The sequence below is a fragment of the Paraprevotella xylaniphila YIT 11841 genome (genome assembly GCF_900683745.1).
GTDB lineage: Bacteria > Bacteroidota > Bacteroidia > Bacteroidales > Bacteroidaceae > Paraprevotella > Paraprevotella xylaniphila.
The window spans coordinates 2,418,651-2,430,883 of record NZ_LR215980.1 but is presented as its reverse complement, the minus strand read 5'-3'; the positions used below and the strand labels follow the sequence as shown (position 1 = coordinate 2,430,883).

The following is a 12,233-nucleotide window of genomic DNA, read 5'->3' as shown; positions in this document are numbered from 1 at the left end:
TCGGTTATGAAGATGAATATAAAGAACATGAAGACAGTTTGGGGAGCATGGATTTGCTTGGGGTTATTTGTACCTACGGCTTGTTCCGACATGTTTGAGACAGATTCGACTTCGGTCGTTTTTGAGTCGGGGAACCGGTTGGATTCTCCCAATGATTCGCTGTATTCCATCATGGGGATATTGGCCCAAATTCAGAGGTTAGGAGATAGGTATGTACTGATGGGGGAATTACGTGGCGATTTAATGGAGGCCACGGCCAATGCGGATGTGGACCTTCAGGAAATATCCCGGTTTGAGGTTTCTGCTTCCAACCCATATAAGATGATGAATGATTATTATCAGGTCATCAATAATTGCAATTATGCCATAGCCCACATGGATACGACTTTGGTCGATTACGAGGACAAGGTCATGATACCTGAATTCGCGCAAATCAAGGTGATACGGGCATGGACCTATTGGCAGTTGGCGTTGCTTTGCGGTGAGGTCAGTTGGATTGAAACTCCGGTTTTGGATTTGGAAGCCAGTTTGAAAGATTATCCACAGAAGAACCAAGAGCAGTTGGCAGAGCTTCTGATAGAAGACTTGAAACCCTATATCGGGGTCAGGGATTTGAACTACGGTTCTGTGGACGGTTTGAATCTTGACAAGGTATTTATTCCGGTGGATATGCTCTTAGGTGATTTATACCTGTTCTTGAACCAATATGCGGATGCGGCCACTGCGTATTACAGGCTGATAAAGGAACGGGAACTGACGGTGACGGCGATGTATCGTAATGCATGGCTTGACATATCCCGTAAGGGCTTTTCGTATTTTATGCATACATCTGGATTGAGTTATGCAACCAATGAAGTTGTATCTTCATTGGTTTACAGTTCAAATCCGAAAGACTATCATCCGTTGTTGTTGCGTTGGTCTTACAATGACAAGGCTTTTATAGCTCCGGCGCAATCTTTTGTGGAAGACATGGCGGAAGCTTTATATGTAGTAGGAGTGGAAGGAAAGCCTACCGTGTCAGGATACTGTGACGGAGACCTGCGTGGACAGGCGGTCCTTTCCGGTGGTTCGGTAATTGCTTCAGCCTATGGTTCAATGACATTAAACAATGTCGCTGCTACATATATATGCAAATTTAGCAATATGGACAAAACTATTGTGACAGGTGGAAGCGACCCCGAAAATGAGGCTTTGGGGGGATTATACCTGCAGCGGACTTTGCCTTTATACCGTGTTTCCCATGTTTACCTCCGTTTGGCTGAAGCCTTGAACCGTTTGGGGAAACCGACAATGGCTTTTGCGGTTTTGAAATATGGATTGAATGCCACGACGATTGAGAATCCCAGTCGGGTGAAACAGAGTGAACGCAAGGGGGAAATATACACGAATTTTACGGAAGACATCTTTGCAGACAATGTAGGTACGGCCACTCGTGGACGGGGAAACGGTATTCCATACGATAATGAATTTTATATCATTCCGGATTTCAATACGGAAACTTCGGCCGGAACGTTGGAAGATTCCATCTTGTTTGTGGAAGACCGTATCGTGGACGAGATGGCGGCAGAGACATGCTTTGAAGGCAATAGGTTCTTTGATCTGTTGAGGGTGGCCCGCCATCGTAACCAATATCCGGCTTATATGGCTAAAAAGGTTTCCGAACGTTTCGGAGAAAATGCGGAAAGAATGGAGCAAGCCTTGATGGAAGAGGAGCGTTGGTACTTGAAATGAAGCATATAGGTACAAGCAGTGTTTAACCCAAAGATATAATTATGAAAAAGAGGACTTTTAAAGGAATGTTGTTTAGCGCGGCATTGTTGACTTCAGTTGGTGAAGTGCAGGCTCAGGACAACCCGATCACGTTCACGCGTGATATGACGTTTAGGGAAGAATATGGGTGGGCAAATAGTAATGCTACTCCCAAGGTTGGTGATTTCGACAATGATGGAATCAACGACTTGTGGTTGGATGGCCGTCGGCAATCGCAAGGATGGCAGACCAGGCCCGTTTTTGCGAAAGGATTGGGCGGAAGAGAATTTCTTGCTGATTATGAACCGATAATGGAGATTACTTACGACTCTACGATCGTACAGAAAATAGATACGATATGGATGAAAGACAATCAGGGGGATTTTGTATTGGACGGTGAAGGGAATAAAATCATAGAAGAACTGGCACCGGTGTTGGACGATGAAGGAAATCCCGTGAATGATACCATAGTGACAGAACATGAAAATTATATGGGGACGAAAAACGGATTGCCCGAGACAGCTTGGAGTGCCGGTTCGCAACCCATTGATTTCAATGCAGACGGCTTGGTGGATTATTTGGTCCTTCATCCGGGAGAGGTCGGGGATGTCCAAGGGTATAAGTTGGTAAAGAACTTAGGGAACGGACGGTTTGAAGAAGTAGAGGACGAAACCCTCGGTTCCATGAAGTTCTCGGAGAATCCAAAAAGAGGAGATTTCAATAAGTTTAATGAAGAGAATGCCTTTACTTCCGTGGTGACCGGTGATTATGACAAGGATGGTTTTGTAGACCTTTTGATAACGGGCATGGATGTGAATGGCCGTTTCATGAGATTGCTTCGGAATGTGGAAGGTAAACGTTTTGAAGTGCAAAATGTATTTGAGGCCTTGCCTTTTGACAAAGAAGTGAACCGGCGTGGCTTATGGGAAGAAACTGGTGTGAGTGACAATCCGGAAACCGGTGAATCCATCAAGAGCGTGTACTTGCAAGACCAACCTACCATGAAGGCTAAGCCTTTAAGCCACGGGTCTGTGGCTTTTCTTGACATGGACAATGACGGTTGGTTGGATATTGTAGTTACCGGATATGCTGACGGTACAGACATGGGAGATGTCGGTGCCGAACCCGGAGGGGACGAAATCCGCTTTTACCATAACCAAAAGGACGGCACGTTCAAAGATGTGACAGACCAGTTGATTCCAGCTGCTCAGGAGATATTGGCAGGATTGGGACTCGAAACCAAAGGTACGTTGGAAGATGTTTTCACAGCTTGGGCTACGGAGAATTTAGTAATGATGGCTACGGACTATAACCAAGATGGTTTGATGGATCTTATGATTTGCGGTAAATCACGGACGGGTGTACCTGAAACCCTCTGTCTGATTAACACGCCGGTTGAAGGCTCTGTGTTCAGCTTTTATGAGGAGAAGGTGAATATTGTGGGTATGACCGGTTGTGGGAACAGTGGTTTCTTCTATGGGGACTTCAATGGTGATGATGTGCCGGATGTATACCATCGCGGACGTTCGGATGCGTTGAAGCCTGATGGAAACCGATGGGACTATTGCAGGGTTTTTGATGTAAGCGAAGGAGGTAGTGTCGGGCTTTATACTTCTTATGGTTTTGATTATTGGAGCAACGACATATTTGGAGGATTTATGTGGCAATGGGATGACGACCATCCGGTCGCAGGTAACTTCGGGGATGTGGACAATGATGGCAAGTTGGATCTCATTTCAAGCGGTTACGAAGCCGGTACGGACAACTTTATCATCAGCTACAATGAAACCGATTATGAGCCGGTTTATCCTGATGCGCCTGCTGAAGTGACGGCCGAGGCTGCCGAAAAAGGTCAGGTAATGGTGAAATGGCCTGCTGCTTATTTGAGCAATGGCAATGTGGCAGTCCACAATGTGTATATCCGCAACAATGAGACTGGTGCCGTCCGGATGTTGGTCCCGGCCAATACGGAAACCGGCAAGCAGTTGGCTTATAGCATGTTCGGCGCGTATGCCGTAAACTATTCCATGGATGAGGGTTTATGCTTCTATGTGTTCGAGAAATTGCCGGCCGGCAGCTATACCGTGGGTGTGCAGGCGGTGAACTATGCCTATTTGGCCAGTGGTTTCACGACGGCGGAAGTCACCGTGACAGACGGGTATGAGGCCGGCATCCAAGTTCCGGAGAAGCAGGCAGGCGTGAAGGTTGCCATCGAAGGCAATGCCATCACGGTGAACAGTTCGGAGTCTGCTGCGGTAGCCATCTACAACATGCAAGGCGCCGAGGTGGCTACGGGCATGACCAATGCTCCTATTACGGTAAATGGCAGAGGCGTGTTTATCGTAAAGGCAAACCAAAAAATTGTCAAGATAGTGAAGTAATATGATGTTTAATTTCTAAAAATAATAATTATGAGAAAAATGACTTTGAAAACAACGTTGTTCAGTGCGGCTTTGTTGGCTTCTGTTTTAGAAGTGCAGGCCCAGAATAATCCGATTACGTTCACGCGTGATATGACGTTTAGGGAAACCTATGGTTGGGCAAACAGTATGTGTACTCCCAAAATAGGTGATTTCGACAATGACGGAATCAATGATTTATGGTTGGACGGCCAGCGTCAATCGTATAGTTGGCAAACCCGTACCGTGTTTGCCAAGGGATTGGGGGAACGGACGTTTCAGGCCGATTTTGAACCCATAATGGAAATCCAGTTGGATTCGACCATCGTACAGAAGACTGATACGATATGGAAGACGGATGAAAACGGTGATTTCGTATTGGACGGTGAAGGCAATAAGATTATAGATGAAATCATACCGGTGGTAGATGAGGAAGGGAAGCCGGTGAATGATACGATTGTGACGAAAAATGAGATTTATGTCGGCACACAGAACGGTTTGCCCCAGACGGCTTGGAGTGTCGGGTCGCAACCCATTGATTTCAATGCCGACGGTTTGGTGGACTATCTGATTCTCCATCCCGGAAAAGTAGGTGACCTTCAGGGGTATATATTGGTAAAGAATTTAGGGAACGGTAAATTTGAAGTGGTGGAAGACGAAGCGCTTAGCTCCATTAAATTCTCTGAGAATCCGAAGAAAGGCGATTACAACCGCTTTAATGAAGACAACGCTTATACTTCGGTCGTAACGGGCGATTATGACAAAGACGGCTATGTGGACCTTTTGATAACCGGCAATGCATACGACGGACGTTTTGTGAAGTTGCTCCGTAACGTAAACGGCGAACGTTTTGAAGAAATGAACGTGTTCGAAGCATTGCCTTTCGATGTGGAAGTAAACCGTCACGGGCTGTGGGAAGAAAGCGGTGCCGGCGAAGACCCGGAGACGGGTGACCCTGTTAAGAGCGTGTATTTCAAGGATCAGCCCACCATGAAAGCCAAGCCTTTGAGCCATGGTTCCGTGGTCTTTTTCGATATGGACAATGACGGGTGGTTGGACATCGTGGTTTCCGGATATGCGGATGGTACAGACATGGGAGATGTCGGAACAGAACCCGGGGAAGATGAAATTCGTTTCTACCATAACCAAAAAGATGGTACGTTCAAGGATGTGACAGATCAGTTGATTCCGGTTGCCCAAGACGTTTTGGCTAATTTGGGATTCGAGGCTACCGGGACATTAGTAGATGTATTTAAGGTTTGGGGGTCGGTTAATACGGTGATGATGGCCACGGACTACAATCAGGACGGTTTGATGGATCTTTGGATTAGCGGAAAGAAGAGAGGCGACATTCATGAGACTTTCTGCCTTATCAACACTCCGACTGAGGGCAGCGTGTTCAGTTTCGTTGAAGAGACAGTGCCTATGGTGGGCATGACGGATGCCGGGAACCGTGGATTCTTCTATGCCGATTTCAATGGTGACGATGTTCCTGATTTATATCATCGTGGATATTCGGATGCGTTGAAACCCGATGGCAACAAATGGGATTGGTGTCGAGTCTTTGAAGTGAGTGAAGGTGGAAGCGTAGGCCTTTATACTTCTTACGACTTGGGTTATTGGAGTAACGACATTTTCGGAGGCTTCACGTGGATATGGGATGATTCAGATCCGATCCCGGGCAATTTCGGCGATGTGGACAACGATGGCAAGTTGGACATCATGGCCGGAGGTTATGAAGGCGGTACGGATAACTTTATCATCAGTTACAATGAAACCGATTATGAGCCGGTTTGTCCTGATGCGCCTGCTGAAGTGACGGCTGAGGCTGCCGAAAAAGGTCAGGTAATGGTAAAATGGCCTGCTGCTTATTTGAGCAATGGCAATGTGGCAGTCCACAATGTGTATATCCGCAACAATGAGACCGGTGCCGTCCGTATGTTGGTCCCGGCCAATACGGAAACCGGCAAGCAGTTGGCTTATAGCATGTTCGGTGCGTATGCCGTAAACTATTCCATGGATGAGGGTTCGTGCTTCTATATGTTCGAGAAATTGCCGGCCGGCCGCTATACCGTGGGTGTACAGGCTGTGAACTATGCTTATTTGGCTAGTGGTTTCACGACGACGGAAGTGACCGTGACAGATGGGTATGAGGCCGGCATCCAAGCTCCGGAGAAGCAGGCCGGCGTGAAGGTTGCTGTCGAAGGCGATGTCATCACGGTGAACAGTTCGGAGTCTGCTGCGGTAGCCATCTACAACATGCAAGGCGCCGAGGTGGCTACGGGCATGACCAATGCTCCTATTACGGTAAATGGCAGAGGCGTGTTCGTCGTTAAGGTAAACCATAAAGCGGTGAAGATCGTGAAGTAATAAAAATAGTTTCTTTTGATTAACATTAGATTAGTTTAGATTGTGCGTTCCGGTCGTTTGTGAAAATAGCCGGGACGTTTTTTCTCTCTATTCCGATTAAAATCGAAGAGACCGGTTGAACGTAATTAATAAACTTTATAGATATGAGAAATACTTTATTAAAGCCTATTCTTAGCTTGTCTGTACTGATGGGTGCAGGTGGATGTTTCACGCAAGGGCATGCGGAGGATATTGTGATTGTGGACGGTTTGTGGAAAATATCCTATATCGAAAACGACCACGCTTTCCGGGTGAATGTTTTAAACGAGGACGGTTCGGCCCGGAAATGTCTTTTCACACGTTCCGCTTCAGAGGCGGTCTACGACAACGTGTCAGGAGAGTCGCGCACCGTGACGCCTGCATCTTTTGCCGATATAAGACAGACCGAGGAGCAAGTGAATGACGAGTTCGGGGCAGGGACTTGCTACACCTTTACTTTTACCCGTCCGGAGAACGGGGACGACGTGCAGATGGTGCAGCGGTTTTGTGTATATGAAGAAAACGACTTTTTAATTACAGACTTGTCCATAGAGGGGGACGAGGCTATACGTTCCAATTATCTGGCTCCGGTGTCGGTCAACCAGATGTATGTCCTCTTCTCCGAAAGTGAAGACAACCGTATGCTTAAAGTGCCCTTCGACAATGACGGGTGGACACGTTACAATAAGTATAAGATGGACACTTCGATGACTTCCTACGAAGTGGCGGCTTGGTTCAATGGAGAAACCAAGGAGGGGATGGTAATCGGTGCGGTAGACCATGACCATTGGAAGAATGCCATATCGGTGGAAGCTTCGGACAATGGCCGGGTCAATGTCCTGAAAGTCTATTCCGGTGCTTCTACGTCGGAGACGCGGGACGTCTTGCCTCACGGTAAGCTGAAAGGGCCTAAAATATCATCAGCCCGTATGTTTGTCGGTTTTGCAGACGATTGGCGGGCGGGCATGGAGACTTTTGCCCGTGCCAATACGATGGTCCGGCCGATGCGTGATACGTGGGACAAGGGCACGCCTTTTGGTTGGCAAAGTTGGGGCGTGTTGGAAAAAAAGAATTCTTTCGACGCGGATGTGGAAATAGCGGATTATTATCATGAGGTCTTGAAGCCTAATGGTTTCGTGAACAGCCAAGGCATGCAGATAATCGGCATAGACTCTTGGGACAATCTGTCAACCGATGAGAGGATAAAGTTGTGCAAGGAAGGCGGAGAAAACGGCCAGACGGTAGGGTTGTATTTCACCCCGTTCTCCTGGTGGTGGGGATGGGGCGACAAGATGGGAAGCACCCAGTACACGGCAGAGGACTGTTTCCTGAAAGTGAACGGTGAGCCTTATAGTTTGGGAGGAGCCATGTGTCTGGATCCGACCCATCCAGGTACGAAAGCATGGATTTCTACCCGTCTTCAGGAAATGAAGAAACAAGGATTCCGGTTCCTGAAACTGGATTTCACCAGTCATGGCATGGTGCAGGCCGATTCTTATTATGCCAAAGGCGTGATGACGGCTATGGAAGCCTATAATAACGGGTTGAGCTACCTGACGAAAGTAGTCGATGAGGGAGACGAGCCGATGTTCCTTTCTTTCTCCATTTCTCCCCTTTTCCCTTATCATTATGGAAATTCCCGTCGCGTGGGGTGTGACACATGGGCTGATATCGGCCAAACGGAATATTGCATGAATGCCATTTCCGGCGGTTGGTGGACCGACTTGCTTTATCAGTATAATGACCCGGATCACTTGGTCATGGTCGGCAGCGGGGGCTGGGGAAGTCCTAAAAACTGCACGTTGGGAGAGAACCGTGCCCGTTTCACGAGCGGGGCGGTAACCGGAATGATGATGGTGGCCGACAATTTCGCCTTGAACGATGATTCGGGAAATGGGGATGCGCCTTTGTCGCGTGCCCGTGCGCAAGAAATCATGATGAACAAGGACGTTAATGAGATGGCCGATTTAGGACGCTCGTTCATGCCTGTGTATGGCCATAAAGAGCATAACGGGAATGCTGATGCGGCAGAAACCTGCTTTATGCATCATACGGAGGAATACCTGTATGTGGCGGTCTTTAATTACACTGACAAGGAGTCTGCCGGTAGCATCCCGTTGTCCGACCTCGAAATCGCCGGGGGCGATTTTGATGCGGTGAAGGAACTGTGGAGCGGTGAAGCGGTGGTTGTAGATGGTGAGGAACTTTCTTACAAGGTGCCGGCCAAGGATGTGAAAGTGTTCCGTTTCCATAAGAAGCCCGGTTCCGGGATTGCGGATGCCACGTCGGAGGAAGGTAAAGATGTCCGGTTGGACGTGCACGTCCTTTCCGGGAGCAACGGTGGACTGGAAGTGAATATTGATGCTTCGGCTCCGTTGAGAAAAATAGATGTTTTCGACCTTCAGGGGCGGTTGCTGAAATCCCAGAATGTACGGGGGGTGTATAATGCTTGCGTGGCATTATCTCCGGTGAAAGGCCTGCTGCTGTTGCGTGCCTGCCTTCAAGAAGGGCAGGTGCTGTTAGCAAAAGCTATGGTTCATTGAGGGATGAGAGGGGATTGATTTAGGTTTTAAATACATCAGCTAAATGTTTAATTTACATCATCTTATGCTAAAATGCGTATTTTTTCTATTTTTTGCATCATTTTTTCTATGTAATCTCCTAAATCTTTCCTTTCTTTGCAGTGCAGTTAGTTAATATTGAGATTAGGTTAATGATTGGTTTAATAGGTATTTGGTTTAAGGAGAAGATTGTTTTCAGGATTTTATAAACAATGTTTTCGTAAAAACTCTATTGGACAACATTGAAAGGATTAAAAAAAGGAGATGTAGCGCGATGTTACATCTCCTTTGATTTTCTTATGAACAGGATGCTTTATCCTACAAGGTATTTTCCGAAAGGAAGCTTGGACAGCAGCCATGTAATGAGGTTGCTCAGCGTGAAGGTGCAGATGGTAAGCGTCAGGATGAAGACCGGGGTGCTTAGTTCCCATCCCTTGAGCAGGTCGAAGAAGACGGAGTAGAGTACGATGATGTGCAGCAGGTAAACGCCGTAGCTTAGGCGCGACAAACGGTTGACGAGGCCGTAATACGGGGCTTTCTGTTGGGGGATGGCTTTGCACATCATAAAAACACCGAAAGTCATCAGGATGACGTTGGGAGTACAATACAGCCAAGTCAGTTCCACCTCCCGTACCATTTCATGGGTGAACGAGCGGTAGTAGAACGGAATGGCAGTGACGGCATAACCCACAAGGAAACAAATCAGGCCGACGCTGAGGCTTCGCGAGGCATTCCAGTGCAGGTGGTGGCGGATGTAATGTGCCAAGACTAGATAGCCGATGAAACCGGAAAAATACCAGAAACTGTGAAACTCGTTCCAATAGCATTCACCGAACAAGTCACCTGCCCCGATTTCTTTTAAATAAGGAAAGAGAGACGATACGAACCATACGGTGAGGAAAGCCAATTCTGCTTTTTGGCTAGTTTGTTTGAGCCAAGGAGAGAGGACGGGCATGAACAGATACAGGCCGATGAGCATGTAAATGTACCACAGGTGTCCGCTGTCGTCATTAAAGTTCCAGATGGGATGGAGCAGGCGCATGGGAAGTTCCGACGCGGCTATCTGTCCCATTAGGACAGGCCAGAAGGCGTAGATGCACGACCATACGGCAAAGGGGACGAACACCCTGACGAAACGCCGTTTGAAGAAAGTCGTGTTGTCATCCTTCAGGGGGAGCAGCAGGTAGGATGAAGTCATGATGAACAACGGCACGGCCCCTCTCATGGCACTGTCGATGAGGCTGACCCATATACGGTCGCTTTCCGAAGCGCATTGCCAGATGCCGTCTGCTCCGATGTAGAACGGTTCGCAACAATGCGTGGCGATGACCATCAGGCAGGCCAGAACACGCAGGTAATCGAGGAATACGATGCGGGTGGTTCCCGCTCTTGTAGCATTGTGGTCCATAATGTTTGTTTCTTAGAATAAGACTTTTTCTTTGTACGTCCCTGCCGAAACCAGAAAAGTGCCGTGTGCCGGAAGAACTATTGTCTCGTTTGTGGTTCCGTGCGCGACGAGGCATCCGTCCGTGCCGTAGATTTTCACTTGTTCGTGTAACGGGCTTTTCACTTCTATGTTGTGTCCGTTCTTGATAATTTTGAACTGCCCGGAAAGGGATGCGGACGCTATCCCGGTGCTGACTTCCAAGGTGCATGTCCGGAAAGTGCTTCCGGCATACGACTGGTCCAGGGTCTGTACGCCTACGGTATATTTCCCGTCTCCGAACGGTTTGATGCGGTAGGTTTTGACCCGGGAGGACAGTGAGGTTTGCAAGTCCGTGCCTGTTTTGAGCTTTCCGGTTTTCCGGTTTGCGGGGATGAGGCAGTACGTTTCTCCGGTCGTTTCGTTCCGGACGAACAAGTTATAACGCAAGGCCGAGGCAGGCGATTCGTTGTCCGAACCGTCTTCCCAACGGATGACCAGTTCGACACCTTGCATTTCTGCCGATACGTCGCCCGGGGCATCCGGGAAAGTGTTGCCTTTCAACCCGTTCTTTTCCGGTTTGTTCTCGTAGACGCGCAACGGAGAGGAGTAGCAGGTCGGTGCGTCGGCGTCGCGTGTCCCGATGTAGCCGCCCACGATGATGTCCATGTTGCCGTCCCCGTTCCAGTCCCCCATGTTGATGCCTCCATCCTGGTTCACGGGAACGATGGGGTAGGAGGTGTCCATGGTGAACTTTCCTTCCTCGTTCTGGTAATAAATCCGGTTACGGAATCCGCTGCCGTCGCTCGGTTCACCATTGATAATCATGTCCATCCGTCCGTCTGCATTGAAATCCGCCACGAGAGGATTGGCACGGCTTACGCCGAGAATGCCGCTTTCCGTTTCCGGGACGTGGCGGAAAGACAGATGTCCGGAACCGTCTGTCGTATTATAATAGATAGGAGCCAGACAGACCCAGTTGTCGCCGTTTCCGGTGCTGATGATGTCCAATGTCCCGTCTCCGTTGATGTCTGCCAAGGTGGATTGTCCTTGGAATGCTCCGGTGAGGTTGTCGGGCGTGAGGTCGGCAAAGCTTCCGTTTTGTTGGTTGATGTAGGTTTTCAAGGCCGTGGAAGTCTTGTCACTGTAGCCGGAGTACTCGATATCCAGCCAGCCGTCGTTGTTCAAGTCTCCGAACATGACCGAACCGTTGGTGGCGGCTTCAAAGTCGATTTCCTGACGGATGAAGCGTCCCGTGCCCTTGTCGTTGAGGTACAAATCGATGTGCCGTCCGTTTTGGTAGCTCATGATGACGACATCTGTGTAGCCGTCATGGTTGAAATCCCCCGTGGAAACCGGATTGTAGAAACCTTCGTCGCGGCGTTGCAGGAAACCGGCATCCGGTACGCGTTCAAAACGGAAGTCTTCACCGGCTCCCAAGTTACGGTAGAGCGTGACGATCTTGGTGTCTCCGCTGATGTTCCAGTCTCCTCCCTGTCCCATGATGAGCAAGTCGAGGTTCTCGTCATTGTCGAAATCGAAAAACACGGCATTCGTGTAAGTGGTGGGTTGCAGGAAGCTGTATTTTTCCAACGTGAATGTGCCTTCGTCGTTAGGGCGTGCCAGGATGGCCAGTTCATCCCATACGTGCGCTGTGGCGGGCATCCAAGCCAATATGGCCAGGATGCCGGTAAATAGTTTCTTTTGCATGTC

General features: G+C 48.6%; 6 protein-coding genes. 4 read left to right on the top strand and 2 right to left on the bottom strand.

Annotated features, from left to right (window positions below; genetic code table 11):
- Positions 1-6: 6 nt before the first annotated feature.
- The 4 genes from E0E47_RS10490 to E0E47_RS10475 all read left to right on the top strand — a co-directional run bounded on the left by E0E47_RS10490 (position 7) and on the right by E0E47_RS10475 (position 9,079).
- Positions 7-1,731: a RagB/SusD family nutrient uptake outer membrane protein gene (locus tag E0E47_RS10490; protein ID WP_232038406.1), complete on the top strand. Its 1,725-nt coding sequence runs from the start codon at positions 7-9 to the stop codon at positions 1,729-1,731.
- 41 nt (positions 1,732-1,772) lie between these two features.
- Positions 1,773-4,130, top strand: coding sequence for an FG-GAP repeat domain-containing protein (locus tag E0E47_RS10485; protein ID WP_130893619.1), 2,358 nt, complete (start codon positions 1,773-1,775; stop codon positions 4,128-4,130).
- A 30-nt stretch (positions 4,131-4,160) separates the two neighbouring features.
- Positions 4,161-6,518, top strand: a complete 2,358-nt coding sequence (locus E0E47_RS10480; RefSeq protein WP_130893618.1) for an FG-GAP repeat domain-containing protein — start codon at positions 4,161-4,163, stop codon at positions 6,516-6,518.
- Between the two features lie 143 nt (positions 6,519-6,661).
- On the top strand, positions 6,662-9,079 hold the full coding sequence (locus tag E0E47_RS10475) for an alpha-galactosidase (protein ID WP_232038405.1): 2,418 nt from the start codon (positions 6,662-6,664) through the stop codon (positions 9,077-9,079).
- A 331-nt stretch (positions 9,080-9,410) separates the two neighbouring features.
- Here the strand turns inward: E0E47_RS10475 and E0E47_RS10470 are convergent, their stop codons facing one another.
- Positions 9,411-10,505 (bottom strand): acyltransferase, encoded by a 1,095-nt coding sequence (locus E0E47_RS10470; protein ID WP_130893617.1) that lies wholly within the window; start codon positions 10,503-10,505, stop codon positions 9,411-9,413.
- 12 nt (positions 10,506-10,517) lie between these two features.
- On the bottom strand, positions 10,518-12,230 hold the full coding sequence (locus E0E47_RS10465; RefSeq protein ID WP_130893616.1) for an FG-GAP repeat domain-containing protein: 1,713 nt from the start codon (positions 12,228-12,230) through the stop codon (positions 10,518-10,520).
- Positions 12,231-12,233 lie beyond the last annotated feature (3 nt).

Bases quoted from the DNA above. Each gene is read 5' to 3' on its own strand.
- E0E47_RS10490 (WP_232038406.1), top strand. From the start codon at position 7: ATGAAGATGAATATAAAGAACATGAAGACAGTTTGGGGAGCATGGATT.
- E0E47_RS10485 (WP_130893619.1), top strand. From the start codon at position 1,773: ATGAAAAAGAGGACTTTTAAAGGAATGTTGTTTAGCGCGGCATTGTTG.
- E0E47_RS10480 (WP_130893618.1), top strand. From the start codon at position 4,161: ATGAGAAAAATGACTTTGAAAACAACGTTGTTCAGTGCGGCTTTGTTG.
- E0E47_RS10475 (WP_232038405.1), top strand. From the start codon at position 6,662: ATGAGAAATACTTTATTAAAGCCTATTCTTAGCTTGTCTGTACTGATG.
- E0E47_RS10470 (WP_130893617.1), bottom strand. From the start codon at position 10,505: ATGGACCACAATGCTACAAGAGCGGGAACCACCCGCATCGTATTCCTC.
- E0E47_RS10465 (WP_130893616.1), bottom strand. From the start codon at position 12,230: ATGCAAAAGAAACTATTTACCGGCATCCTGGCCATATTGGCTTGGATG.